Here is a 25,898-nt window from a genome sequence, read left to right as displayed (position 1 = left end):
GTGTGGTGATTTCGGGCGTCCAGCGCGCCCGTATTCACCACGCGGACGGGCTTCGCACCCTGACCGCGAAACGTGTCTAGCCACCGCGGTGTCCTGTAACACACCCTGAGCCGGCTCCGTCTCGTGAAGGCACCAGTGCTGGTGGCGATGGCAGCGTGAGTGCCAGTGGTGGTGGTGAGAGCGCCGAGCCCGGTGCCCGGTGGTCGGCGGCGGCGGTGACGGGGCCAGTGACAATCCGGGGGAGCGCTCTGCCTCCGCCGCCAGTGCGAGTGCCGGGTCCGGTGCGGGTGCGGGTGCGTTCGATGGTGACGAGCTGCGGGTGGGGGCGGTGTCTGTTGGATGCGTTCGATCGTGATGGAGTCTCGGGGCGAGGGCGGGGTTTGATGCGTGTCGTGGGACGGAGGCGATGGTGACGGGAGTTCCAGACCGGGGCGGACGCGCGCATGCCGAGCGGGCCCGCCTGCTCGCCGACGTGGGCCGTTTCGCGGAGGCCGCCGAGGTGACCCGGGCCGGTCTGGCCGAAGCCCCCACAGACCCGGTGCTGCTGGTCCTGCTGGCGGGCCTGTTCCGTCTCCAGGGGATGGTCGAACCGGCCCTGGCCGCGGCGGAACGAGCAATCGCGGTAGCCCCGCACCTGGCCGGCACCCACATCGAACGCGCCGAGTGCCTGCTCCTGTCAGAACGTCTCGATGAGGCCGTGTCCGAAGCCCGCGAGGCCGTCCGTCTCGAACCCTCCCTTCCTGACGCGCACCGTGCACTGGCCCGAGCCCTGGCCTTGCGCCGTGACTTCGACGAGGCCCGGACAGCGGCAGCCCGAGCCCTGTCCCTCGACCCGCATTCGGTCCCCGACCTGCTCACCCTCGCCGAGGTGGAACGCGCCGCCGGCCGTCGCGATGCCGCCGGCGCGGCCGCCCGGGCACTCCTCGCCGAGGATCCCGACAATCCCGGCGGCCGCTGGCTGGTAGCCCTCCTCGACGCCGAACGCCTCCACGTGGGCGCCGCCATGCGAGGCCTCCGCCACCTGGCCGCCGACCATCCCGCCCGCCTGGACGCCGCAGCCTTGACGTTCCCGATCCGCGGCCTGCTGGCCGGCTTGCGCAGGGGCCTCCTGGTCGGCATCCCCCTGACGACCCTGCTTGCACTCGCCGGTTTCTGGTGGTCACCGTCCACGTTGCTGTCCCGAGCCACCGCCGTAGTCGTGGCCGCCGTAATGCTCGGCTTCTCCGCCCGGGTCCTGATCCCGGCCCGCACCACCCCGTGGCGTTGCCTCCCACTGCTGCCCCCGTCCCAGCGCCGAGCCGTCCTAACCGCAGTGGCGACAGCCCCGATCGCGGTGACTTTCCTCCTCGCCTACGCCCTCACCCCACACCCGTCATCCCTGGCGGCAGCAGCCGTAGCTCTTGCCCTGCTCTTGGCAACAGCTCGAGCCGATCGTCAGTAGCCGTGGCCGTGGCCCTGCTCCTGGCAACAGCTCCAGCCGATCGTCAGTAGCCATCACCGTGGCCTGTTCCTGACGGTCGGCTCGAGCCGACCGTCAGTAGCCGTGGTTCCGCCCCTGCTGTCGGCACCCGATTCGACAGCCGGTAGCCGCCCCTCGAGCGGCCGCCCTGCGGTATCCCCAACGTCCGTGTCCGGGAGCCGACGAAGCGTGGGCCCCCTTGAGCGCCAGGTCTTTAAGCGTCGGCCTCTCAAGCATGGGTGATGGGGTGAGCGTGGGCCTTTGAGCGGGACCTTTGAGCGGGGGAGGTGGGTGGTTTCGGGGTGGTCAGGGTGTGGAGCGACTCCAGTGCATCGAGAAACCGTTGACGGCCCGCTCGGTGCGGATCTCCATCGCCGAACCCAGGATGGTCGCCCGGTCCACGACCAGGACCGTGTCGTCCAGGCCGTAGGTCACCCGCTCGGACACCAGCACCGCCTCGCCCGCCGGACGACGGAGCAGCGCCGCCTCAGGATCGGCGAGGACGGCGGGGCGGACCACTTCGGATGCCCGGCGCACGGCGGTGCCGGAGTCCTCGAGTGCCCAGTACAGCGACGTGTCGCTCAGGTCCGCCTCGGCGAGTGCGACTCCCTGGATCCAGGACAGCTGGTGAACCGCGGGGCGCCCCGCGACCAGCCGTAACCGTTCCAGGCGTAGTGCCGGGCCGCCGCCGATGGCCTCGGCCCAGTCCGGTGGAGTGCCGGTGGTCTGGTCGAGGATCTCGGTGGTGACCGTGTGGCCCTGGGAGCGCAGGTCCTCGGCGAAACCGCGCAGCGTGTCCAGCCGGTATGCCGCCCGCGGAGGGTAGACGAAAGTCCCTCGCCCGGGCTGCTGGGACAGAAGTCCCGCGTCCTGCAACTGCCGCAACGCCTGCCGCAGTGTGGCCAGCGTGACGCCATACCGGGTACTGAGCTCTTTCTGCGGAGGCAGCGCGGAACCCGGAGGCAGCTCGCCATCCTGGATCTTGCGGCTCAGGTCATCGGCGATCACCTGGTATTTCGGTGTGCGCGTGGGCAGCGTGCACCTCCTGGTCGGCCTGGTCGAGGGCGGCGCGTAGCGCGGCGACCTCGGTGCGGAGCTCGATGGGCGGAGCTCCGTCCAGAACCCTACGCATGAGGGCGGAGGCGACGACCACCCCGTCCCCGGCACGTGCCGCAGCGGCGGCTTGGGCCGGGGTGGAGATGCCGAAGCCGATCAGGACCGGTTTGTCGGTGATCGCCTTGATCCGAGCGGCGAGTGGAGCCGCGGACGAGGCCAGCCCGTCACGTTCGCCGGTGGTGCCGAGCAGGCTCACCGCGTACACAAAGTCCTCGCTGAGGGTGACGATCTCGGTGAGCCTGCCCGGCGGTGTGGTCGGGGCGGCGAGCAGAGTCAGCCGCACCCCCGCCTCGGCAGCGCGCCGGGCGACTTCGGTGGCCTCGTCGACGGGCAGGTCGGGAATGATCAGGCCGGTGACGCCAGCGGCCGCGAGTCGGCGGCAGAAGGCCTCGGCCCCGTCGTGGAACACCAGATTCGCGTAGGTCATCACGATCAGCGGCACCCGGATCCGGTCACGAACCGCGGCCAGGTCGTCGAGGACCGCCGTTACCGTGGCGCCTCGCCGCAGCGCCTGGTCGGAGGCGCGTTGGATGGTGGCCCCGTCGAGCATCGGGTCGGAGAAGGGCAGCCCGATCTCGATCGCGTCGGCGCCGGCCTCCTGATAGGCCAGCAGATAGTCGGTCCAGTCGTCGGTGACGCCACCAGTCATGTAAGGAACAAGCCGCTTCGCCGAGCCGGCCGCCGAAGAGCCGCGGTGTCCCGTCGTGCCGCTCGGAGTGGAGCTGTGCGCTCCCGGCGTGGCGGCTGGAGTGAAGTCGTGCTGTCCTGCCGCGCTGGTCAGGGAGGAACCGGGTTGGCCTGCCCTGTGGGGCGGTGAGGAATTCTGCTGTGCCGTAACACTGCTGGAAGAGGGGCCGGGCTGGGCCGTGGCGTCGGCCGGAGCGGGGAGTTTCGTCGTGTTGGTCGGGTTACCGGACGAGGAGAAGGGCTGGTCCGTGCGGCTCACCGAGGTCTTGGCAGGCTCAGTCGTCGGGGCGGTCATCGGATCCCTTTCGTGGAGTCTTCGGCGGTGAAGCCGGAGAGGAGACGGAACTCCCTGGTGAGCAGGCCGGAGGCAACCGATTCGTTGCCGAGGCGAGGAGGCGTTCCGCCCAGGAGCGGAGACCTCGAGGCGGCCGGGAATGTCCCGCCCACGGAGGACGGGGAGGCTGTCAACGACACAGCGTTTCCATGTCCTTGTCGCCTCGACCGGAGACCGTGAGCAGCACGGTGGAACCGGTGGGCAGCTCCGGGGTGCCGGCGGCGCGAAGGATCCAGGCCACCGCGTGGGCGGACTCGAGAGCGCAGATGATGCCCTCGGCGCGGGCCAGTCGCCGCAGGGCCGCGAGCGCCTCGTCGTCGGTGGCCGTCACGTATTCGGCGCGTCCGATGGCACCCCAGTGAGCGTGCTCGGGGCCGATGCCGGGGTAGTCGAGGCCGGCCGAGATCGAGGTGGCCTCGACGATCTGGCCCTCGGGGTCCTGCAGGAGCATCGAACGGTAGCCGTGGACGACGCCGGGACGGCCGTGCGTCATCGCCGCGCCGCCGGCCGCCTCCACCCCGACCAGCCGGGCCCGGGTGTCACGGAATCCGGCGAAGGTGCCCGCCGCGTTGGAGCCGCCGCCCACGCAGGCGACCACCACGTCGGGAACGGCCGGGCTCTGCTCCCGGGCCTCCTCACCGATGCAGCTCTGCAGCTCACGGACCATCCAGGGGTACGGGTGAGGGCCGGTGACCGAGCCGAGGCAGAAGTGGGCCTCACCGACGGCGGCGACCCAGGCGCGCATCGCCTCGTTGGTCGCGTCCTTGAGGGTGCGGCTGCCCGCGGTCACCGGGACGACCTCGGCGCCGAGCAGCTCCATCCGGAAGACGTTGAGTCGCTGCCGGGCGATGTCGCGCTCGCCCATGTAGACGGTCGCCCGCAGGCCGAGCAGCGCGGCCGCGGTGGCCGTGGCGACGCCGTGCTGGCCGGCACCGGTCTCGGCGATCAGCCGGGTGCGGCCCATCCGCTGGGCCAGCAGGGCTTGCCCCAGCACGTTGTTGATTTTGTGCGAGCCGGTGTGGGCCAGATCCTCCCGCTTGAGCAGCAGGGTGATGCCCAGCTCTGCGGAGAGGGTGGTGGCCGGGGTCAACGCCGTGGGCCGGCCGGCATAGGTGGAGCGCAGCTCGTCGAGGCGGCCGCGGAAGGCCGGATCGGCCCAGGCGTCGCGGAACGCCTCCGCCAACTCGGCGCAGGCCGGGACGAGGGACTCGGGGACGAACCGTCCGCCGAAGTCGCCGAACCGGCCGGTGGACGTCGGGGGAAGGACCGCGGTCATGAGCACCTCCGAAAGTTATAGAACTCTGCCGCGCTCAGTGTTGCACACCGGCGCGGCAGAGTTCTATAACTATTCGCGTGAGCACTCAGGCAATCGCGTCACCCTCAGGCGACGGCGTACAACGCCTCCGGCGTGACGGCGCCGGCGAAGACCCGGCCGTCGTCGGTGATCAGCGCGCTGAAGAGCGAGCCGCGCAGCAGGCGGCCGCTGCCCCAGGTGCCGCTGACCTTCTCGAGCGTGTCGACCAGCGGTGCGGCCTCCTCGCTCTTCTCGGCCTCGGCCACCGAGTCCTTCGGCAGCGAGGCGGTGAGGATCGAGGTCCAGCCCTTGCCGATGACCTTCGGCCCGTCGCCCGCGGTCTCCGGCTTGCCCGACGGCTCGCCCTTGTTCTCCGCGTGCTTCTCGGCCGCGCTGCCGGAGGCCTTCTCCTCGGCCACGTCACCGGCGGCCTTCTCATCGATCGTGGCGCCCGGCGGCGGGTTGAACGTGAACTGTTCGGCGTCCGGGACGCCGAAGCTGATCTGCTCGAACGCGACACGGACGGCCGGCTTCACCGTGTTCTTCGCATACACGTCGACGCGCAGCGGGATGTGCTGTTCAGCGTCGACCGCCAGCCGGACCTGGCCGACCAGCGAGTCGGTGTCCCGCGGGCTGAGCACCAGCTCATAGGCATCCCGGCCGGCCACCTTCGCCGCGCCGGTCGTCGTGACCGCGGTGGTGGAGTCGATGGCTGCCAGGGCCGCGTCGGCCGCCTCCTGCGGCGTCGACGGCAGGCTGCTCGGCAGAGACTCCGGCCGGGCGTGCTCGCCGGCCTTGGCGGACGAGCCGTCGAGGGTCACGTGCGTGGCCTTGTTGGTGCCGCTGTTCCACACCCAGACGTCCGAACCGTTGCGGATCACATCGGTCTCGCCGTCGGTGCCGAGCAGCGCCAGCCGGACCTTCTCATCTCCGGCGTACCACACGCGGGCGGTGTTGCTGCCCGCGATGAGGCTGGCCGGGTTCCCGCCGGAGACTGTGCCGCCCGCCTTGCCGAGCAGTCCGGCGATGCCGGGCAAGCCGAGGTCGGAGTTCTGCACCACGGTGCCCGAGAGCCCCTTCACGTCGGCGCTCTGCAGATCGACCAGCAGCTGTGCCGCGGTGCGGTCCGGCAGGGCCGGGTCCGCATTGGCGACGATCGTCCCGGCCGCCGCTCCTCCGCCGATGACCGCAATCGCCGCGGCCGATGGTACGAGCCAGCGCAGTGCCGGCCTGGACATGAACACGGACACGTCGTCCACCTCCCCTTGTCTGTCGCCAATCGTGCTCCGCCGTGCCTGTGACCGCGCTGAGAAAGTCCCTTAAGGGAGGCCCTGTCCGGGGCGGTCATATAGCGTGATAGTCGACATAACGGACGTTGATCGGGGGATCACATGTCAGACAGCCCCACCTACGAGGGGCGCCTACTGCCCCGGCCCGACGAGGAGATCGTGGACCAGGGACTCGCGTTCGACCTGGGAACCATCGCCCGCCGGCGGCAGGTGCTGCGCGCATTCGGACTGGGTGCCGTGGCTCTCGGTCTCGGCGCCTGCAGCGACAGCGACAAGACGACGACCACCGAGGCGACGTCCGAGGCCACCAGCGCCGAGATCCCCGACGAGACCGCCGGGCCGTACCCGGGGGACGGCTCCAACGGGCCGAACGTGCTGACCGAGAGCGGCGTGGTGCGCAGCGACATCCGTTCCAGCTTCGGCGATGCGAGTGCCACGGCGGAGGGCGTGCCGATGACGCTCACCCTCACGATCAAGGACTTGACGAAGTCCGGAGCGGCCTTCGCGGGGGTGGCCGTCTACGTCTGGCACTGCAACCGTGCCGGGGAGTACTCGTTGTACTCGACCGGGATCACCGAGGAGAACTACCTGCGTGGCGTGCAGGTCGCCGACGACTCCGGCAAGGTCACCTTCACCAGTGTCTTCCCGGCTTGTTACGCCGGGCGGTGGCCACACATCCACTTCGAGGTCTACCCCGACCAGGCGAGCATCACGGCGTCCTCGAACGCGATCGCCACCTCCCAGGTCGCGCTGCCCAAGGAGACGTGCGACGTCGTCTACGCCACGACCGGCTACGAGGCGTCGGTGACGAACCTGGCCGGCGTCTCCCTGGACACCGACAACGTCTTCGGCGAGGACTCCGCCGCACTGCAGTTGGCCACGGTGACAGGCGACACCACCGCCGGGTATGCGGTGTCGCTCGACGTCAGCGTCGACACGACGACCACACCCACCGGCGGTCAGCTCAGCGGCGACGGAGCTCCGTCCGGCGCTCCCATGGGCTCCGGCGGTCCGATGGGCTCCGGCGGCCCAGGCGGCGGTGCGCCCCCGAGCGGCCCCCGCCCCAGCGGCGACATGCCAGGCGGCACACCACCGACCAGCTGACGACCGCAGCGGCGGGTGGCGGCACCCGTATCCCGATCCCCGTGGAGCCCGTATCCCGATCCTCGTGGAGCCCGTATCCCGATCCTCGTGGAGCCCGTATCCCGATCCCCGTGGAGAAGGGCGATCACCGCCGGTGGGCCAGATGCGCCGGCTTCCCGGGCAGGGCCGTCTCACGAGGCTGCGGGCGGGGGCGCTGTGAGGTGGCTGAGAGGCGTTCACGTACGGATGCCTCGGCATGCCAAGGTGTGGGGGTGCGGGTGCTGGTGGTGGAGGATGAAGCGCGGCTGGCTGCTGCTCTGCGGCGGGGACTGCAGGCGGAAGGCTTCGCGGTCGACGTTGCGGGGGACGGCCAGGACGGGCTGGAGATGGCTCGGCACGGTGGCTACGACGCGATGATTCTCGACGTGATGTTGCCGCGGCTGTCCGGGTACCGGGTGGTGCGTCAGCTCCGGGCGGAACGTCACTGGCTGCCGGTGCTGATGCTCTCCGCCAAAGACGGCGAGTATGACCAGGCTGACGGACTCGACTGTGGGGCGGACGACTACCTCACCAAGCCGTTCTCCTACATCGTGCTGCTCGCCCGGCTGCGGGCGCTGCTGCGGCGCGGCGCACGGGAACGTCCGGCCATTCTCACGTACGCGGATATCGAATTGGATCCGGCGGAACGCCGTGTGCTTGTCGCCGGCGACGAGGTGACGTTGACGGCCCGCGAGTTCGCGCTGCTGGAATACCTTATGCGGCGGCCCGGGCAGGTGGTTTCCAAGACCGAACTGCTGGATCACGTCTGGGATGCCGCGCTGGAGACCGCGCCGAACGCCGTCGAGGTCTACGTCGGGTACCTCCGTCGCAAGATCGGCCGGGATCGGCTGGAGACCGTGCGAGGCGCCGGCTACCGGCTGGCCACGCCCGGACCGGCTGAAAGCGCCGGGGCCGCCGGAACTGCCGAAAGCGCCGGGGCTGCCGGGCCGGCCGGAACCGCCGGGCCGGCCGCCTAGTGCGGCGACCCCGGGAGCTGAGCCTCCGCGCCCGGCTGCTGCTGGTGGCGGCGGCCGGCCTGACCATGGGGCTCGCGGCGGGCGGCATCCTGCTCGTCGTGGTGCTCGGGTACGCGCAGACCCGCTCGGTGCACTCCGAGTCGATGGACACCGCTCAGGGCGTCGCCCGGCTGATCGAGCAGGAAGCACTCCCCAATCCGATCCCGGTCACGCCCGGCGTGCAGGTCCAGGTGATCGACTCCCAGGACCGGGTCACCGCCGTCTCCACCACCGCCGACCGGCTCGTCCCCATCCTGTACGCGGAGGAACTCCGCGATCTGCCCGACGGGCGGAGCGTCGTGATCCCCGGGAACCGGATCGGCTTCGACGGGCAGGCCCGGGTCGTCAAGGTGACCGCCGGACCGCCAACCGACCCGCTGCGGATCCTGGTGGCCCGGTCCACCAACGAGATCACGCAGAGTGTGCACCTGCTGCGGATCACGCTGCTCATCCTGTTCCCCCTGCTGGTCGCGTTGCTCGCCGCCGGCCTGTGGCGGGCGCTCGGTGCGGCCCTGCGACCGGTCGACGCGCTCCGGGCCGGCGCCGAGGAGATCACCGGCGGGACGCGGGAGGGGCGGCTGCCGGTACCCGACTCGCGGGACGAGATCTTCCGGCTGGCGGTGACGCTGAACGGCATGCTGCACCGGCTGGACGCGGCCAGGGCCCGGCAGCGGGCGTTCGTCGCCGACGCCGCGCACGAGCTGCGCAGCCCGCTCACCAACATGCGCACCGAGCTGGAGGTGGCGCAGCGCCTGCCCGACGACACCGACTGGCCGGGGCTGGCCGACGACCTGCTCGCCGACGTGCAGCGGTTGTCCCGGCTGGTAGACGATCTCCTGCTGCTGGCCCGCCAGGACGAAAACGCCCGCCAGGACGAAAACGCCCGCCAGGACGAGAACACCAGACCTGACGGGAACGGCAGGGACGGGAACGGACGGCCGGCCGGCCGCCGCTTCGAGCAGATCGATCTCGGTCAGCTGGTGGGGGAGACCGCACAGCGGTACCCGGACGTCACCTACCGCGACCCGGATGCGCCCATGCCACTGCTCGCCGAACCGGACGCGCTGGCCCGGGTGGTGGCGAACCTGCTCGACAACGCCGTCCGCCACCGCCGCTCCCAGGTCGTCGCGAGCGTCGCCGAGGACGGTCCGCACCTGCTGATCACGGTCACCGACGACGGGCCGGGCATTCCGGAAGCAGACCGCGAACGGGTGTTCCAGCGGTTCACCCGGCTCGACGACGCCCGGGCCCGCGACGCCGGCGGCTCCGGCCTCGGTCTGGCGATCGTGCATGAACTGGTCCGCAAACACGGCGGCACGGTCACCCTCGGCGACGCCCAGCCAGGGTTGAAAGCAGTGGTACGCCTCCCGCGCTAGACACCTATCGCAGTCAGGGTCTGCCTCTGTGGTGATTTCGGGCGCTCAGCGCGCCCGTATTCACCACGCCACCAGGGGTGTGGTGAATTGGGGCGTCCAGCGCGCCCGTATTCACCACGCCGCCAGGGGTGTGGTGATTTGGGGCGTCCAGCGCGCCTGTAATCACCACACCGCCACGGGTGTGGTGACTTCGGGCGTCCAGCGCGGCTGAAGTCACCACGCGGACGGGCTTCGCCCTGACCACGGAACGTGTTTAGCTGCCGTACCGTTTCTCCGCCCGGGCACGCGCCTTGGCCGCCTCGACCTCGCGGTCCCGGGGCGGCGCCGTGGTCACCAGGTTCGCCAGCAGTTCCGTGGTGGCCGCCGCGACCGCCGCGACCGCCGCGTCGAAAGCCGCCTGGTTCGCCTGCGACGGACGCGTGCTCCCCGCGATCTTCCGGACGTACTGCAGGGCCGCGGCCTGAACCTCGTCCTCGGTCGCGGGCGGCTCGAAGTTGTGCAGCTGGTGGATGCTCCGGCACACGGCGTTTCTCCTCGGCGAGGTGCGGGTCGACGCGCAGTAATCTATGCCATACTCGCCGTTCCGGCCGACTGCTCAGCTCGACCGGGCGTCTGCCGTTGGTGACGGGGTGGGCATGGGACTGCGGGCGGCGCTGCTGATCGGCATCGTGATCGCCGCCGTCGTGCAGGTGCTGCACACGATCGTCCCGCCGGCGGCCGGCTACGCCCTCTCCGACGTGCTCATCGCGCTCGCCAGCGCGTACGCCGCCTTCTTCTTCCGCCGCAAGGCGCGGCATCGCTGGATCGTGCGCCGGGTGCGCGTGGCCCTCGGTATCGGCGCGGTGGCTTGCGGCTTCTGGTCGGTCTCCAACGTGCTGCTGCTCGTGTCGGTGGCCGGTGTGCCGCTCGCCGCGGTCCCCGGGCAGCTCTTGTCGACCATGGCGGCCCTGCTCGTCCCGGTCGCGATCGTGCTGGCCGGACCGCGTCCCGAGGGCCTCGCCATGATCCGCCAGGTGATCGACGTGGCGGCGGTCTCCGGCGCGATCTTCGTGTTGGCCTGGGAACTGGTGCTGGCCGGTGCGGACGGCGCGCTGATCGCCGCGCAGCAGGTCGTGGTGATGGGGGTGCTGGTGGTGGCCGCCGCGGTCGCCCTGGTCACGCTCTCCACCGCGAAGGCCGGGCTGGGCGCCACCGTTCAGCAGGTGCTCGCCGCCGCCGCGCTGTTGCAGGCCGCGACCCTGCTCGGCGGTATCCGCAACGACGTCGCCGACGACCCGTGGTGGTCGCACGGGGTCGGCGCCGGTTACGTGCTGTGCGCCTGGATGATGGCCGTCTCCAGCCGGCTGGCGGTGTCCCGGCCGGGCGAGGAGATGGTGGGGCGGCTGGTGTTCGGCGGCTGGGCGCTCCTGCCGTACCTGCCGGTGGTGATCGCCGTGGTCTTCGCCGGCTATCGGGAGGCCCGCGACGGGCGGCTCACCGTGGTGCTGGTCTGGATGCTGCTGGCCAGTTTCTCCCTGGTGCTGATTCGGCAGTTCCTCACCCTGGTCACGGTCGGCCGGCTGGCGTCGGAACTGGCCGAGCAGAAGGCCGCCCTCGCCCACCAGGCGCACCACGACGGGCTGACGGGCCTGCTCAACCGGGCCGCCTTCGACGCCCTGGCGGTCACCGCCCTGTCCGGGAACGACGTGTGCATCCTGCTCCTGGACCTGGACGGCTTCAAACCGGTCAACGACACCTACGGGCATGCCGCCGGCGATGAGGTGCTGATCGCGGTCGCCCGGCGCCTCTCCGCGGAACTGCGCACCGGCGACCTGGTGAGCCGTATCGGCGGCGACGAGTTCGCGATCCTGCTGACCGATGCCGATCAGCGCGGCGATGAGGTGGCGATGCGTCTGCTGCGGCGTATCGCCGAGCCGATCCCGGTGCCGGGCGGTCACGTGACGGTGGGTGGCAGCATCGGCTTGGCGCAGGCCCGGCCGGGCGTCCCGGTCACTCTCACCGCGCTTCTCAAACAGGCAGATGCCGCGATGTACGCCGCAAAAGCCGCCGGAAAGGGCCGGGTCGGCCGCTACGAACCCCACGGCCCCACCGCCTGGCTGGAATCCGCCTGACGATCCGCCGGTGGTCCGCGACCTGCCGTGCACGTCACCCGAGATCGTGTCGGTGACGGGGGCCTGTTCGCGGGGGACCGCGGGCGGTGCGCCTGCCGTGGTCGGCCGATGGGCGATCACGCCCGCCCGGGAGCGGGGCGGTCAGCTCTCCCGGATGGTGAGGGGGTCGGCGGTCAGTTCGTCGCTGTGGACGTACACCAGGTCGATGGTGGTGTCGGTGAACCAGAGGACCGGCAGGGTGAGCGGGGGCGGCTGGTCCGGGGTGAAGACGACCGGGATCAGGCCGAACAGCTTGCCGGTGAAGCGGGAGGTGTAGAACTCGACGTTGCCGTCGATGGTCAGCTCGCTGCTGGTGATCAGGGTGGTGCCGCCGCCCGGTTCGGCGATCTCCAGGCTGAACGGGGTGTTGACGGCGCGGTCCATGGTGAACTTCAGCGACCGGATGCTGCCGTCCTCGGTGGGGACGTCGACGACGCCGTCGTAGGACGAGTCGTACATGGTCAAGGAATCGGTCTTCATCAGGCCGGGCTCGGCGCCGGCTCGGGGCGGGGTGTCGCCGTCGGCCAGCAGGCCCTCCTGGCGGGCGCCCAGACAGGGGATCTCCTCAGGTGAGGCCGAGGCCGATGTGGAAGCCGGCGCCGATGCCGGAGGGGAGGAGGCCGCGGACCCGGTGACCGAGGTGGCGGGCGTGGCGGCTGAGGTGCCGGGGGAGGACGGCCTCTCCGAGGCGGGGGTGACGTCCGGGGAGGCGGAGGCGGAGGCGGACGCGGACGCGGATGTGGAGATGGACGCTTCCGGTGAGGGCGTCTCCTCGTCGCCGATGCCGAGCAGGTCGCCGACGCCGTCGAGGACGTCTCCGATTCCGTCGAGGATCGGATTCTCCCCGTCGGGCGCAGCCGAGACGGTTGGGGAGGCCGATGCGGGGACAGAGGTGGACGCCGAGGCCGGCGGCGGGGAAGCGGAGGCGGTCGGGGACGCCGGGGCGGGCCGGGAGGGGGAGGCCGACGACGACGGGGTGGACGTGCGGGAGGGCAGTCCCTCCGGGCACTCGGCGGCTCCGGCGGGCCGGTCGCCCGCGACCAGCACGGTCGTCGCCACCACGACCGGGGCGATCAGTACCAGCGCGGTCCGTCGCCAGTGTCCCTGCCCCGGGCCGGGGTCGGGGCCGGGAATCACCGGCGGCGCGGCAGCCGGCCGGATCTCCGCGGTCTTTTCTCCAGGGCCGAAGCCAGGGGAGGAATCAGGACCGGGGGAGAACAGGTCGGGTTCCAGGATCGCCGGGCCGGGGTCGCCGGGTTCGGGGGCGGCCGGTGGCGGCGGTACGGCCGGCGTGACCCGGGCCGGCCCCCACGCGATGGCGAGTGCCCCGCCGACGATCCCGAGCAGCATCCCGGCGATCCAGCCGCCCAGGTTGAGGCCGATGAACGAGTACAGCGCGGTCAGCACCCCCACGATGCCGTAGAAGTGCCGCTGGGCCGGGGACAGCCAGGTCAGCGCCCCGCAGACCAGCATGATCGACGGCAGCAGGTAGGACAGGAAGCCTTGCGGCCCGATGTGGACGTCCATGTTCGCCACCGACATGTTGGCGCTGAGGAACATCTCCAGCCCGGATGTCAGCAGGAGCAGACCGCCCCAGAACGGCCGGCCGCGCCGCCATCGCGCGAACCGGTGCCAGTATTCAGCCACTAGTCCTCCAGCAGCAACGGGGGAACGGACCGGGTCAGTCCGCGAAGCACTCGTGCGAGCCGCCGATGTGGAGCTTGAGGGTCATGCCGTTCAGCGTGAACGTCGAGGCCGAGGTGTAGTACGCCTGCTGCCGCAGGTTCGTGATGGTGACCGTGCCGGCCTGCTGGCCGAACGAGCCGGCCGCCCCGTGCGTCTCGGAGCCGTCTCCGGTGAGGGTGGACGCGTCCAGGCCGATCTGGATGTCCTCGAACACCGCGTCGCCGCCCAGGTCGGACATGCCGATCAGCAGGTCGTCGGCTTCGACCGGGTGGGCCGGGTCGCCGCCGGCCTCGATCCGCAGGGTGAGCGGGCCGGCCGCCACCGACTGGCAGAGGTTGGTCAGGGTGGCGTGCCGGATGCCGGACATGGCGGCCGGGATCTCGCCGTCCTCGTAGTCCGGGTCGTCGGTGTCGAGGGTGCTGCCGTACTGGGTGAAGCCTTCGCCGACGAGGCTGTCGGCGGAGAGTTTGAACTGGGCGCCGGAGACCGTGAAGTTCGCGGCCAGCGCGCCTTCGGCCAGGGCGAGGACGAGGCCGCCGGCGACGACCGCGGGCAGGCCCACCGCCACCGCGAACCGGCGCCAGTCGGTGCGCCCGCCGAGCTGCTGATCCTGCACGCGAAGCCTCCCGGGGAGAGCGGCCGCAGCGACGGGTGTCGATGGCGCGACCGTAATGTGCGGGAAATGTTGCCGCTACCGACCGGCGGGAACAAGGGTCTGGGCTACCTGCCGGTAACCCGGATCACATTGATCAACTTGACTCTCCGTGATGCGGCTCCACGCCTTGATCCGGCAATTCCGGCAAAAGCGCCAGTTATCCGTTACCCGTGGTACGCAAGGCCTGGATTGTTGCGGATAGGTAACAAAAGTCGGCGGCTCTTCCGCGCGTGCCTTAGGTCACCCGGCGCTCCTGCCGAAGTGAGGTGCATGAACGCCCCCGAGGAGCGCCGCTGATGAGCGTGCAGCGCCGGCTCAACGTGGGGTTCGCCGCGCTGTTCCTGCTGTGGGTGACCTTCCTGGTGGTGCAGTTCGCGGTCGGCGGCCGGGTCCGGTCCGGCCACGAGTCACGGATGGAACGGATCGAGGTGGCCCGGCTGGCCAACGACGAGATCCTGCAACGGATGACCGACGCCGAGACCAGCGTGCGCGGCTTCCAGCTGACCGGCGAGAACCTGTTCCTGGAGCCGTACCCACCGGCGCGGGAGGCGGTCTTCGCGGCGCTCAACACGGCGGCCGGCCACACCCGGGACGCGACCGTGCGGCAGAAGCTCGTCGAGGAGAACCTGGCAGCCCGGGCCTGGTTCACCGAGTACGCCGGTCCGATCGTGGCGGCCGGCGTGACGAACACCGACGAGGCCCTGATCTCCGGGGGCAAACAGCTCTTCGACACGCTGCGCCTGGTCAACAGGGAGTCCGCCGCCGCGATCGAGGCCGAGTACCAGGCCGAGGCGAAGTCCGGCCGGGAGGCCACCGAACTGGTGGACCTGATCGCCGCGGTACTGGTCGGGGTGATCCTGGTGGTCGGCTGTCTGGTGGTCCGGACCGCCCGGCGGCAGCTCCTGGTTCCCCTCGCCAACCTGGGTGACACCATCCGCAGCCTGGCGGCCGGCGACCGTTCGGCGCGGGCCACGCCGGCCGGCGGGCGGGAGATGCGGTCGGTGACCGACGCCCTCAACGACCTGGCCGCCCAGACCGAGACCCTGCTCGCCGCCGAGCAGGCCCGCGCCGCCCGCGCCGGGTTGCGGCAGGCGGTCGGCGTGGAGTTGCAGGAGAAGAGTTCCGAGCGCAGCAGCCGCGATCCGGCGGTGACCGGGCGCCGCATCGCCCAGCTGGTCGGCTCGGCGGTCGGCGCCGACGCGGTCTACTGCCGGTTCGCCCACCCGTCCGGCGCCATGGTCGCGGTCCACTGGCCGGGCCGGGCCGGCGGCCTGTCCGCGCCGGTGGAGGACGACCTGCTCGCCGGGCCGCCGGGCCGCGCCGGGGTGCGTGCCGACGGCGGTTTCGGCGTGGCGATGGCCGGGCCCTCGGAGCCCGGCTTCCTGCATGTCTACCGGGTCGGGCCGGTGGACTGGACGGAGTCCGAGCAGCGGCTGCTCACCGCGGTGGCCCAGGAGATCGAGCGGGTGCTCCGGCAGGTGGCCTTCCAGCAGGACCAGGCCCGCCTGATCAGCGAGCTGCGCCTGCTCGACCAGCGCAAGGACGTCTTCATCCAGACCGTCACCCATGAGTTGCGGACACCGCTGACCAGCATCCTCGGGTACACCGAGATGATCAGCGAGGAGGACTTCGCCGGGCTGTCGCCGCTGCAGCGCCGGGCACTGAGCGCGATCATGCGCAACGCCCACCGGCTGCACGACACCATCGGCGACCTGGTGCTGCTGGACCGCCCGGACTCCGGCGCCGTCGGCGAGCCGGAACCGCTGGACCTGGTCGCGATCGCCACCGCCGTCCACCACGAACTGGGCAACGCGGCCCGGTCCAAGGACCTGACGGTGACGTTCTCGGCGGCCGAGGCGGACCAGGCGTGGGTGCTGGGCGACCGGGTCCAGCTGCAGCGGGCACTACGCAAGCTGCTCGACAACGCCATCAAGTTCACCCCGGGCGGCGGCAGCGTGTCCCTGCTGCTGACCGCCGACGACCGGACCGTGACGATCACCGTCACCGACACCGGGATCGGGATCCCGGCCGAGGACGTGCCGGGCCTGTTCACCCCGTTCCACCGGGCCGGCAACGCGATGGACCAGGCGGTGCAGGGCCCGGGGCTGGGCCTGGCGATCGTCCGGGACATCATCCGCGACCACAGCGGCACCATCGCGGTGCAGTCGGTGGTGGGCAGGGGGAGCACCTTCACGCTGACGTTCCCGGTCGCCCCCGGACCGTTGACGAGCGCGGAGCGGGAAGCCGCGGCGTCGGTGCCGGCCTGACGGGACTCAGAGCCGCACGACGTCGAGACCGTCCAGATCGGCCTCGCGGTGGGTGATCAGCAGGACCGACCGGTGCCCGGCCGCGGCCAGCAGATCCCGGGTCAGCTCCCCGGCCGTCTCGTCGTCGAGGTGCTCGGTCGGTTCGTCCAGGATCAGCACCCGCGCGTCGCCGAGCAGGATCCGGGCCAGGGCCAGCCGGCGCCGCTGCCCTCCGGAGAGGGCCATCCCGTGTTCGCCGACCAGGGTGTCCAGCCCGTCCGGCAGGGTCCGCACCCAGTCCAGCAGCCGGGCCGAGGCGAGCGCCTGCTCCAGCGCGGCGCCGGTCGCGTCCGGGCGGGCGATCCGCAGGTTGTCGCCGATCGTGGTGTCGAACAGGTACGCGTCCTCGGGCAGGTAGCCGACGACCTCCCGGACCCGTTCCGGCACGATCGACCGCAGATCCGTGCCGTCGAGGGTGACCCGTCCGGCGCGCGGATCGAGGAACCGGACCAGCAGGGCGGCCACCGTGCTCTTGCCGGACCCGCTCGGCCCGACCAGCGCCACCCGGCCGCCGGGCGGCAGCGTGAGCGAGACGCCACTGACCGCGGTCCGTCCCTGCACCCATCCCGCGGTCACGTTCTCCACCCGGATTTCGGGAATGTCCGAAAAAACAGGAGTCGCCGGCGAAGAGCCGAGGGAGGAGAGCGGCGAGGGCGCGTCCCACAACTCCGCCAACCGGCGCATCGAAGCACGCGCCGAGACGTAGGTCTGCGCCGCCATCGGCAGCGGCCCGGCGATCTCGAAGACCGCCATCGGCGTGAGCACCACCAGCGCCAGCAGTTCCCCGGGCAGGGCGCCGGAGCGGACCGCCACGGCACCCGCGGCCAGCCCGACCAGCACGCACACGCCGGTGCTCAGCATGGTCACCGCGGCGGACAGCCCGGCCACGTTCGCCGACCGGCGGCTCGCCCGCGTCATCCGGGCGTCCACGTCGTCGAGCCGGGACAGACGGGAGTGCTGTGCCCCGTACACCGAGAAATCCGCAAGCCCGTGCAGCAGATCGACCACACCGGTGGTGAGCTCACCGCGCAGCGGAGCGAGCCGTCCGTCGGCACGCCGCGCCGCGGCACGCTGCAGCAGCGGCACCCCGATCGCGACCACCAGCAGCGCGACCGCGAGGGTGAGGCCCGCGACCGGGACCAGCGCGCCCACCACCAGCACCGCGGCCAGGCCGACCACGGCGGCCACCGCGTAGGGCAGTGCCACCCGGGTGACCAGGTCGAGGACCGCGTCCACGTCGGCGGCCAGCCGTTGCGCCAGGTCCGCGCGCCGGAAGTCGGCCAGGCCGGCCGGCGCCAGGCGCTCCAGCCGGGTGAACAGCCGGGCCCGCACGTCGCCGAGGATCCGGAACGCGGCGTCGTGCCCGATCAGCCGTTCCAGGTAACGCAGCACGCCGCGGCTCAGACCGAACGCGCGGACCGCGACGATCGCCACCATCAGGTGCAGCACCGGCGGGTGCAGCGCGGCCCGGGAGATCAGCCAGGCGGAGACCGCGGTCAGGGCGACGGCGGCACCGGCCGCTCCCGCTCCGGCCAGCACGGCGAGAGCCAGGCGACCCGCCGCCGGCTTGATCAGGGGGTACGCGCGGAGCACGGTCATCTCAGGCACCTGCGGGAGTCAGCGAGCCGGCGAGACGGAGCTCCCGGTCGGCGAGGGCGATCAGTTCCGGACGGTGGGCCGCGATCAGTACCGTCCGTCCGTGGGCCAGGCGGCGGATCGCGTCCATCACCTCGGCGGCGGTGGTGGTGTCCAGGTTGGCCGTCGGCTCGTCGAGCAGCACGATCGGCGCGTCCTTCAGGAACGCCCGCGCCAGGGCGATGCGCTGTCGTTGTCCCGCGGACAGGCCCGAACCGGCGTCACCGAGCAGGGTGTCGTAGCCGTCGGGGAGTGCGGCGATGAAGGTGTCGGCACCGGCCAGCCGGGCGGCCTCGACGACCGCGTCGTGGTCCGCGCCGGTCAACGCGATGTTCTCGCGCACGGTCCCGGCGATCAGATGCGGTCGTTGCGGCACCCAGGCGATCTTCGACCGCCACGCGGTGGGAGCGATCGTTTCCCGATCGACGCCTCCGACGGTGATCGTGCCGGAGGCCGGCGACACGAAGCCCAGCAGCGCGGCGAGCGCTGTCGACTTGCCGCACCCGGACGGCCCGGTCAGCGCCACGATCTCCCCGGGCTCGATCGTCGCGGACAACCGGAGCGCGGGTTCGGCCCGGCCGGGGAACCGGACTTCCACCTGGTCGAACACGAGGGCACCGTCGCGGGGAGCCGCACCGCCCTCGGCGGGCAGCGGCGTCTCGAGGATCGCGAAGACCTCCTCCACCGCGGCCAGGCCCTCGGCGCTGGCGTGGTAGTTCGCGCCCACCTCGCGCAGCGGCCGGTACGCCTCCGGCGCCAGGATCAGCACCGTCAGCGCGGTCGCCAGGTCCAGTTCGCCGTGTACCAGCCGCAGGCCGATGCCGACCGCGACCAGCGCCACCGACAGGGTGGCCAGCAGTTCCAGGACCAGCGACGACAGGAACGCGGTACGCAGCGTCCGCATGGTCTGCTGCCGCTGCTCGCCGCTGATCCGCCGGATGATCCCGGCCTGCGCCCCGGCCCGGCCGAACAGTTTGAGGGTGGGCAGCCCGGCGACCACGTCGAGGAAGTGGTGCGACAGCCGGGCCAGCAGCCGGAACTGCCGTTTGGTGGCCGCCTCGGTGTGCATGCCGACCAGTGCCATGAAGACCGGGATCAACGGCAGCGTCACCGCGATGGTGAGGGTGGCGATCAGGTCGGCGGGCAGCAGCCGGGCCAGCAGCAGGCCCGGCACCAGCACGGACAGGACCAGCTGCGGCAGGTAGCGGGCGAAGTACGCGTCCAGCGCGTCCAGCCCGTGGCCGGCCAGGGTGGCGATCTCCCCGGCCGGCGTGCGGTGGTACGGCCCGAGGCCGGCCACGTGCGCCAGCAGACGCCGGCGCAGTTCGCTCTTGACCGCCGCGGCGGAGCGGGTCGCCGCCACCTCCTGCAGCCAGGCCACCACCGAGCGGGCGGCGACCACGGCGATCAGCGGGAGCAGCTGCGGCACCCCGGCGCCGTGCAGGAACACACCGGTGATCGCGTCGGCCAGCAGGAAGGAGAGGGTGATCAGCAGCGCCGCGTGCACGGCGCCGAGGGCGACGGTGGCCACCAGGTACGCCCGCGTCGCACGGGCGTACCTCAACAGCCTCGGGTCGAGGGGTTTCACGCCGGGATGTCGCTCAGCTTCAGGCGCTTGCGGAACACCCAGTACGTCCAGCTCTGGTAGATCAGCACGAGCGGGGTGAAGCAGACCGCCACCCAGGTCATCACCGTCAGCGTGTACGGCGTCGACGAGGCGTTCGTGGTGGTCAGACTGTTGGCCGCGTCCAGCGTGGACGGCATCACGTTCGGGAACAGCGTCACGAACAGCGCGGCGGTGGCGAGCACGATGGTCGCGGCGGTCGCGGTGAAGGCCCAGCCCTCCCGGCGTACCCGGGTCAGCACGACCGCGGTGACCAGGGCGAGCGCCGCCGGCACCGAGACCGCGATGCCCCAGACGTCACCGCTCGCGATGCCGGTCCAGATCAGGAACGCGGCGGCGACCGGGACGGCGGCCACGGCCAGCTTGGCGGCCAGCGCGCCGGCCTGCTCGCGCATCGGTCCGTCGGTCTTGAGCGCCAGGAACACCGCGCCGTGCAGGGTGAACAGCGCGAGGGTGGTCAGGCCGCCGAGCAGCGCGTACGGGTTCAGCAGGTTGAAGAACCCGCCGACGTACTCGTGGTTCGCGTCCAGCGGCACCCCGCGCACGATGTTGCCGAACGCGACACCCCAGAGGATCGCCGGGATCAGGCTGCTCCAGAAGATCGCGGTGTCCCAGCGTTTCCTCCAGACGGCACCGTCACGTTTGCCGCGGTACTCGAACGCGACACCGCGCACGATCAGCGCGACCAGGATGAGCAGCAGCGGCAGGAAGAACCCGGAGAACAGGGTGGCGTACCACTCGGGGAACGCGGCGAACGTGGCGCCACCGGCCACGATCAGCCACACCTCGTTGCCGTCCCAGACCGGTCCGATGGTGTTGATGGCCAGGCGGCGGCTGCGGTCGTCCCTGCCGAGGACGGGCAGCAGGATGCCGACGCCGAAGTCGAAGCCCTCGAGCAGGAAGTACCCGGCCCAGAGGACGCCGATCAGCAGGAACCAGAAAGTGGTGAGATCCATGTCGTCGATTCCTCAGTACGCGAACGCGAGCGGCTTGTCGGCTTCGTCGGACTCCGGCGTGATCTCCGGTGCGCCCGCCTTGGCGTACTTCAGGAACAGCCCGACCTCGATGACGGCGAGCACCCCGTAGACCAGGGTCAGCACGATCAGGCCGGTCGCGGCCTCACCGGTGGAGACCGACGGGGACACCGAGTCCTCGGTCTTGAGCAGTCCGAACACCGACCAGGGCTGACGGCCCATCTCGGTGAAGATCCAGCCGAACGAGTTGGCCAGCAGCGGCATCGCCACCGTGGTCAGCGCGCCGATCCAGAGCAGACGGCTCTGCGGCAGGCGGCCGCCGCGGGTGAACCAGAGGCAGGCCAGCGCGACCACCATGGCCAGACCACCGAACCCGATCATCAGGCGGAACGACCAGTAGGTGACCGGCACGACCGGTGTGTAGTCGCCCTCGCCGTACGTCTGCTGGTACTCGCGCTGCACGTCGTTGATGCCCTCGACCTCGCCGTCCGGCGAGCCGGTCGCCATGAACGACAGCAGCGACGGGATCCGCACGCTGTACAGCTCCTCGGAGCCGTCCAGCGAACCGATGGTGAACAGCGAGAACGACGCGCTCTCGGTGCTGTCGTAGAGCGCCTCGGCCGCGGCCATCTTCATCGGCTGCTGCTCGGTCATCACCCGGGCCTGGATGTCACCGGTGATCATCACGAGCACCCCGGAGACCAGGACCACCCAGGCGCCGATCTTCAGGGACGGGCGGAACACCTCGTCCTGGTTGCGGCGCCGGATGTGCCAGGCGCTGACGGTGAGCATCACCGCACCGGCGGTCAGGAAGCAGGCGGTGACGGTGTGCGGGAAGGTGACCAGGGTCGTCGAGTTGGTGAGGACCGCGCCGATGCTGGTCAGCTCCGCGCGGCCGTCGCCCATCGTCCAGCCGACCGGGTGCTGCATCCACGAGTTCGCGGCCAGGATGAAGTACGCCGACAGCAGGGTGCCGGTCGCGGCGGTCCAGATCGTGGCCAGGTGGACCTTCTTCGGGAGCTTGTCCCAGCCGAAGATCCAGAGTCCCAGGAAGGTCGACTCCAGGAAGAAGGCCAGAAGACCCTCGATGGCGAGCGGCGCACCGAAGATGTCGCCGACGAACCGCGAGTAGTCCGACCAGTTCATGCCGAACTGGAACTCCTGCACGATGCCGGTGACCACCCCGATGGCGAAGTTGATCAGGAAGAGTTTGCCCCAGAACTTCGTCGCCCGCAGGTACTTCTCCCGGCCGGTGCGCACCCAGGCGGTCTGGATGCCGGCCACCAGGAAGGAGAGCCCGATCGTGATGGGGACGAAGATGTAGTGGTACACGGTGATGATGCCGAATTGCCACCGTGACAGATCGAGCGCGTCCACGGACGTCCTTTCGATGTGAGTCTCCCCTGACCCTGCTCGCCGCGTCGCACGCCGATCAGGGGCGAAGGTCCCGAAAAACGTCCGCGGGCGGGGCCGAAGGTCCCGAGGGGGACCCGGACCCCCGGTGACCGCGGCCCCTGGACACATCGGGGAAACGGTTTGCCAAGATCCGAAACACGGGTCACGTAGCGTACGAACGTGGATCTGCACACCGTCACCGAAGTGATCAGTCCCGCCGCGCCCGGCTCGTGGCGCCCCGGCGACGCCTGGCTGGGTGGCGGGACCGCGCTGTTCAGCGAGCCACGACCGGACGTGCGGCGCCTGCTCGACCTGCCGTCGGCCGGGTGGCCGTCGCTGCGGGTCCACGACGACGGCGCCGTCGAGATCGCCGCCACCTGCACCATCGCCGACCTCGCCGAACGCCTCGCCCGGCACGGGATCGTCCGGCAGTGCTGCCACGCGTTCCTGGCCTCCTTCAAGATCTGGAACGTGGCGACCGTCGGCGGGAACCTCTGCGCCGCCCTGCCGGCCGGGCCGATGATCTCGCTGACCGTGGCGCTCGACGCGACACTGCTGCTGCTCGGGCCGGACGGCACCCAGCGGGTGGTGCCGGCGGCGGACTTCGTGACGGGGCAGGGCACGACCCTGCTGCGCGACGGGGAACTCCTGCGGTCGATCCGTCTGCCGGGGGAGGCGCTGGGCTCACGGACGGCGTACCGCAGAGGATCCCTGCACCGGCACGGACGCAGCGCGGTGCTGGTGATCGGCCGGGCGGAGCCCGCCGGGGGCCTGAGCCTGACGATCAGCGCGGCCACGCACCGGCCGCACGTGCTGCGATTCCCGTCATCCCCCTCGGCAACCGATCTCGCGGAGGCGCTGGCGGTGCTGTCGCTGGCGGACTACGTCGACGACGTGCACGGGCGGCCACTGTGGCGACAACATTTGACCAGGCACTATGCGGAACAGATCAGAGCGGAGCTGGTCGAGTGAGCATGGAGATCAACGGCGAGACGCATGCCGGGGAACCCCGGCCGGGGCAATGCCTGCGCACCTACCTGCGGGAACAGGGCTGCTTCGGGGTCAAGAAGGGCTGCGACAGCGGGGACTGCGGGGCGTGCACCGTGCACGTCGACGGGAGACCCGTGCACAGCTGCGTCTATCCGGCCTTCCGCGCCCAGGGGCGCAGCGTGACGACGATCGAGGGGCTCGCCGGGGACGACGGACTGCACCCGGTGCAGCAGAGTTTCCTGGACGCGCAGGGATTCCAGTGCGGCTTCTGCACCGCCGGAATGATCATGACAAGCGCGGCACTGACCCCGGAGCAGCGCGAGGACCTGCCGCGGTCCCTCAAGGGAAATCTCTGCCGTTGTACGGGATACCGTGCTGTCACCGACGCCGTCAGAGGCGGTCCGGAGTCCTGTGCCCCTGCCTGCCCTGCTCCCGGCGCCGGCCGTGCGGTCGGGTCTAGCCTGGGCGCGCCGGCCGGCCCTGCGGTGGTGACCGGGGCGGCGCGGTACACCTTCGACATCGACGTGCCGGGCGTGCTGCATCTGAAAGTGCTGCGGTCGCCGCACGCGCACGCGCGGATCGTGGCGATCGATGCGTCGGCGGCGCTGGCGGTGCCGGGGGTGGAGGCGGTGTTCACGCACGCCGACGTGCCGGATGTGCTGTTCTCGACGGCGCAGCACGAGACCGAGTCGGAGGATCCCTACGACACCCGGATCCTGGACGATGTCGTGCGGTTCATCGGGCAGCGGGTCGCGGCGGTGGTCGCCTCGTCGGAGGCGGCCGCGGAGGAGGGCTGTCGGCGTCTCGTCGTGACATATTCGCTGTTGGCGGCTGTCGTCGACCCGTCGTCGGCGGTCACCTCGCCGCCGATCCACGGCGACAAGTCCGAATCCGACGGTATTTCCCGGGCTTCTTCCAATGTCGTCGGGGAATTGCATGCTTCCATCGGCGATGTCTCCGCTGGGTTCTCCGCGGCGGACTTCGTTTACGGGGCGACATTCCGGACGCCGCGGGTGCAGCATGCCAGCCTCGAGACGCACGGCTCGGTCGGATGGCTCGACGACGACGGCCGGCTCGTCATCCGCTCCAGCACCCAGACACCGTTCCTGACCCGGCGGCTGCTCGCCCGCCTCTACGACCTGCCCACCGACCGGGTCCGGGTGATGGCCGGCCGGGTCGGCGGCGGATTCGGCGGCAAACAGGAGATGCTCACCGAGGACCTGGTCGCGCTCGCCGTGCTGCGCCTGGGCCGCCCGGTCCGCTGGGAGTACACCCGCACCGAACAGTTCACCGGCGCCACCACCCGCCACCCGTTCGTCGTGACCGCCACCGCCGGCGCCCGCCGCGACGGCACCCTGACCGCTCTGCAACTGGACGTGCTGGTGGACACCGGCGCGTACGGCAACCACGGCAGGTCGGTGATGTTCCACGGCTGCCACGAGACACTCGCCGTCTACCGGTGCGCGAACATGCGCACCGACGCGATGACGGTCTACACCAACACGGTGCCGGCCGGCGCGTTCCGCGGGTACGGCCTCGGCCAGGTCACCTTCGCCGTCGAACAGGTCCTCGACGAGGTGGCCCGCGGCATCGGCATGGACCCGGTCACGTTCCGCGAACGCAACGTGGTCCGCCCCGGCGACGACCTGACCGCCCCCGGCGAGCACGTCGACGACCTGGGCATCGCCAGTTACGGCCTGGACCAGTGCCTGGACCGGATCCGCGCGGCCGGCCTCACACAGGACGACGCCCCGGACGGGTGGCTGGTCGGCGAGGGCATGGCGATCGCGATGATCGCGGCCGGCCCGCCCGGCGGCCACTTCGCCGACGCGACGATCCGCACCCTGCCGGACGGCCGGTACGAACTGTCGGTCGGCACCGCCGAATTCGGCAACGGCAGCACCACCGTGCACGCCCAGATCGCCGCCGACGAACTGGGCACCACCCCTGACCGGATCGTGATCCGCCAGTCCGACACCGACGTGGTCGCCCACGACACCGGCGCGTTCGCCTCGACCGGTGTCGTCGTCGCCGGCCGTGCCGTGCTGCGGGCCGCACGCTCGCTGAAACAGTCGCCGGAGACCGGCGTCGGCCGGGGGCACTTCGACGGGACACCCCGGTCGGTGGCGTTCAACGCCCAGTGGTTCCGGGTGGCGATCGACCCGGACACCGGCGAACTGCGGATCCTGCGCAGCGTGCACAGCGCCGACGCGGGCACGGTGATGAACCCGGGACAACTGCGCGGTCAGATCGAGGGTGGCGTGGCGCAGGCACTCGGCGCGACCCTGTCCGAACACGTGGACATCGACGCGGACGGCCGGGTGACGACCACGACGTTCCGCCAGTATCACCTGCCCACCGTGGCGGACACCCCGTTCACCGAGGTCCACTTCGCCGACACGACCGACGCGATCGGCCCGCTCGGCGCCAAGTCGATGAGCGAGAGCCCGTTCAACCCGGTCTCCCCGGCGCTGGGCAACGCGATCAGAGACGCCACGGGGGTACGCATGACCGAACTCCCCTACACCGCCGACCGCATCTGGCAGGCCCTGCAGGACTGATCAGCCGGCTACCGGGATGCGGGCCAGTGCTCCGGCCTTCAGGCCGGGGGTGAAGGCCCGCGCTGGGAGGGCCGCCAGGCCCGAGCAGTGCCTTAACCGGGGCGGTTCTGCTGCTCGGTGTACTGCTTCACGACGCTCAGCGGTGCGCCGCCGACGGAGCCCGCGAAGTACGAGCCCGACCAGAGCTTGTTGGCTCGGTAGTAGTGGCGCACCAGGTCGGGGAACTCCT

20 protein-coding genes are annotated in these 25,898 nt (G+C 71.2%); 8 read left to right on the top strand and 12 right to left on the bottom strand.

What is annotated here, in order from left to right:
• Positions 1-409 precede the first annotated feature (409 nt).
• The gene (locus tag QSK32_RS43160) at positions 410-1,441 is read left to right on the top strand and encodes a tetratricopeptide repeat protein (RefSeq protein WP_285475307.1); all 1,032 of its coding nucleotides are present in this window, start codon (positions 410-412) and stop codon (positions 1,439-1,441) included.
• A 324-nt stretch (positions 1,442-1,765) separates the two neighbouring features.
• On the opposite strand, the gene QSK32_RS43155 is transcribed toward QSK32_RS43160, so the two are convergent.
• The 4 genes from QSK32_RS43155 to QSK32_RS43140 form a co-directional block, all read right to left on the bottom strand.
• Positions 1,766-2,467: a GntR family transcriptional regulator gene (locus QSK32_RS43155; RefSeq protein WP_245674103.1), complete on the bottom strand. Its 702-nt coding sequence runs from the start codon at positions 2,465-2,467 to the stop codon at positions 1,766-1,768.
• Entirely contained in the window at positions 2,454-3,557 is a 1,104-nt protein-coding gene (gene trpA, locus QSK32_RS43150) for a tryptophan synthase subunit alpha (protein ID WP_502872598.1), read from the bottom strand. Before trpA ends, QSK32_RS43155 begins: the two co-directional genes overlap by 14 nt.
• A gap of 169 nt (positions 3,558-3,726) precedes the next feature.
• Positions 3,727-4,872 carry a tryptophan synthase subunit beta gene (gene trpB, locus QSK32_RS43145; protein WP_045744715.1) on the bottom strand — a complete coding sequence of 382 codons (1,146 nt, stop codon included), beginning with the start codon at positions 4,870-4,872 and terminating at the stop codon, positions 3,727-3,729.
• A 104-nt stretch (positions 4,873-4,976) separates the two neighbouring features.
• Positions 4,977-6,140 carry a LolA family protein gene (locus QSK32_RS43140; RefSeq protein ID WP_285475306.1) on the bottom strand — a complete coding sequence of 388 codons (1,164 nt, stop codon included), beginning with the start codon at positions 6,138-6,140 and terminating at the stop codon, positions 4,977-4,979.
• 141 nt (positions 6,141-6,281) lie between these two features.
• Between QSK32_RS43140 and QSK32_RS43135 the strand changes: the two genes are divergently transcribed.
• The 3 genes from QSK32_RS43135 to QSK32_RS43125 all read left to right on the top strand — a co-directional run bounded on the left by QSK32_RS43135 (position 6,282) and on the right by QSK32_RS43125 (position 9,693).
• Complete coding sequence (locus QSK32_RS43135; RefSeq protein WP_285475305.1) at positions 6,282-7,283, top strand: dioxygenase family protein; 1,002 nt, start codon at positions 6,282-6,284, stop codon at positions 7,281-7,283.
• Between the two features lie 251 nt (positions 7,284-7,534).
• Positions 7,535-8,278, top strand: a complete 744-nt coding sequence (locus tag QSK32_RS43130) for a response regulator transcription factor (protein WP_285475304.1) — start codon at positions 7,535-7,537, stop codon at positions 8,276-8,278.
• A 38-nt stretch (positions 8,279-8,316) separates the two neighbouring features.
• Complete coding sequence (locus QSK32_RS43125) at positions 8,317-9,693, top strand: sensor histidine kinase (RefSeq protein ID WP_425394666.1); 1,377 nt, start codon at positions 8,317-8,319, stop codon at positions 9,691-9,693.
• Between the two features lie 253 nt (positions 9,694-9,946).
• Here the strand turns inward: QSK32_RS43125 and QSK32_RS43120 are convergent, their stop codons facing one another.
• Positions 9,947-10,216, bottom strand: a complete 270-nt coding sequence (locus QSK32_RS43120; RefSeq protein ID WP_045744718.1) for a DUF2277 domain-containing protein — start codon at positions 10,214-10,216, stop codon at positions 9,947-9,949.
• Between the two features lie 112 nt (positions 10,217-10,328).
• Between QSK32_RS43120 and QSK32_RS43115 the strand changes: the two genes are divergently transcribed.
• On the top strand, positions 10,329-11,804 hold the full coding sequence (locus tag QSK32_RS43115; RefSeq protein WP_285475303.1) for a GGDEF domain-containing protein: 1,476 nt from the start codon (positions 10,329-10,331) through the stop codon (positions 11,802-11,804).
• 141 nt (positions 11,805-11,945) lie between these two features.
• On the opposite strand, the gene QSK32_RS43110 is transcribed toward QSK32_RS43115, so the two are convergent.
• On the bottom strand, positions 11,946-13,490 hold the full coding sequence (locus tag QSK32_RS43110; RefSeq protein WP_285475302.1) for a DUF6114 domain-containing protein: 1,545 nt from the start codon (positions 13,488-13,490) through the stop codon (positions 11,946-11,948).
• A gap of 34 nt (positions 13,491-13,524) precedes the next feature.
• The gene (locus QSK32_RS43105; RefSeq protein ID WP_045744720.1) at positions 13,525-14,145 is read right to left on the bottom strand and encodes a DUF6230 family protein; all 621 of its coding nucleotides are present in this window, start codon (positions 14,143-14,145) and stop codon (positions 13,525-13,527) included.
• A gap of 335 nt (positions 14,146-14,480) precedes the next feature.
• Between QSK32_RS43105 and QSK32_RS43100 the strand changes: the two genes are divergently transcribed.
• Positions 14,481-16,451, top strand: coding sequence for an ATP-binding protein (locus tag QSK32_RS43100; RefSeq protein ID WP_285475301.1), 1,971 nt, complete (start codon positions 14,481-14,483; stop codon positions 16,449-16,451).
• Positions 16,452-16,457: 6 nt separating this feature from the next.
• Here the strand turns inward: QSK32_RS43100 and cydC are convergent, their stop codons facing one another.
• Genes cydC through QSK32_RS43080 form a run of 4 tightly spaced genes read right to left on the bottom strand, consistent with a single transcriptional unit; the run spans position 16,458 to position 22,100 of the window.
• A complete protein-coding gene (cydC, locus tag QSK32_RS43095) occupies positions 16,458-18,089 on the bottom strand; it encodes a thiol reductant ABC exporter subunit CydC (protein WP_285475300.1) in 1,632 nt (543 codons plus the stop codon).
• A gap of 1 nt (position 18,090) precedes the next feature.
• The gene (gene cydD / locus QSK32_RS43090; protein WP_285475299.1) at positions 18,091-19,713 is read right to left on the bottom strand and encodes a thiol reductant ABC exporter subunit CydD; all 1,623 of its coding nucleotides are present in this window, start codon (positions 19,711-19,713) and stop codon (positions 18,091-18,093) included.
• Complete coding sequence (gene cydB, locus QSK32_RS43085) at positions 19,710-20,705, bottom strand: cytochrome d ubiquinol oxidase subunit II (RefSeq protein ID WP_285475298.1); 996 nt, start codon at positions 20,703-20,705, stop codon at positions 19,710-19,712. Before cydB ends, cydD begins: the two co-directional genes overlap by 4 nt.
• A 12-nt stretch (positions 20,706-20,717) precedes the next feature.
• The gene (locus tag QSK32_RS43080; RefSeq protein WP_285475297.1) at positions 20,718-22,100 is read right to left on the bottom strand and encodes a cytochrome ubiquinol oxidase subunit I; all 1,383 of its coding nucleotides are present in this window, start codon (positions 22,098-22,100) and stop codon (positions 20,718-20,720) included.
• Positions 22,101-22,298: 198 nt separating this feature from the next.
• On the opposite strand from QSK32_RS43080, the gene QSK32_RS43075 reads away from it, so the two are divergent.
• A complete protein-coding gene (locus QSK32_RS43075; RefSeq protein ID WP_285475296.1) occupies positions 22,299-23,090 on the top strand; it encodes an FAD binding domain-containing protein in 792 nt (263 codons plus the stop codon).
• 2 nt (positions 23,091-23,092) lie between these two features.
• Positions 23,093-25,669 (top strand): molybdopterin-dependent oxidoreductase, encoded by a 2,577-nt coding sequence (locus tag QSK32_RS43070; RefSeq protein WP_285475324.1) that lies wholly within the window; start codon positions 23,093-23,095, stop codon positions 25,667-25,669.
• 92 nt (positions 25,670-25,761) lie between these two features.
• Here the strand turns inward: QSK32_RS43070 and QSK32_RS43065 are convergent.
• The coding region (locus QSK32_RS43065; protein WP_502872599.1) for a transposase at positions 25,762-25,898 on the bottom strand (137 nt) is incomplete at its 5' end.

Origin of the sequence: Actinoplanes sp. NBRC 101535, from assembly GCF_030269225.1 — a bacterium.
Classification (GTDB): domain Bacteria; phylum Actinomycetota; class Actinomycetes; order Mycobacteriales; family Micromonosporaceae; genus Actinoplanes; species Actinoplanes rectilineatus.
The sequence above is the reverse complement of the archived record's forward strand: the minus strand, read 5'-3'. Positions and strand labels throughout refer to the sequence as shown.

Excerpts from the sequence above, each read along its gene's own strand:
- trpB (WP_045744715.1), bottom strand. The coding sequence starts at position 4,872 with ATGACCGCGGTCCTTCCCCCGACGTCCACCGGCCGGTTCGGCGACTTC.
- QSK32_RS43115 (WP_285475303.1), top strand. The coding sequence starts at position 10,329 with ATGGGACTGCGGGCGGCGCTGCTGATCGGCATCGTGATCGCCGCCGTC.
- cydC (WP_285475300.1), bottom strand. The coding sequence starts at position 18,089 with ATGACCGTGCTCCGCGCGTACCCCCTGATCAAGCCGGCGGCGGGTCGC.
- QSK32_RS43070 (WP_285475324.1), top strand. The coding sequence starts at position 23,093 with ATGGAGATCAACGGCGAGACGCATGCCGGGGAACCCCGGCCGGGGCAA.
- cydB (WP_285475298.1), bottom strand. The coding sequence starts at position 20,705 with ATGGATCTCACCACTTTCTGGTTCCTGCTGATCGGCGTCCTCTGGGCC.
- QSK32_RS43135 (WP_285475305.1), top strand. The coding sequence starts at position 6,282 with ATGTCAGACAGCCCCACCTACGAGGGGCGCCTACTGCCCCGGCCCGAC.
- QSK32_RS43100 (WP_285475301.1), top strand. The coding sequence starts at position 14,481 with ATGAGCGTGCAGCGCCGGCTCAACGTGGGGTTCGCCGCGCTGTTCCTG.
- trpA (WP_502872598.1), bottom strand. The coding sequence starts at position 3,557 with ATGACCGCCCCGACGACTGAGCCTGCCAAGACCTCGGTGAGCCGCACG.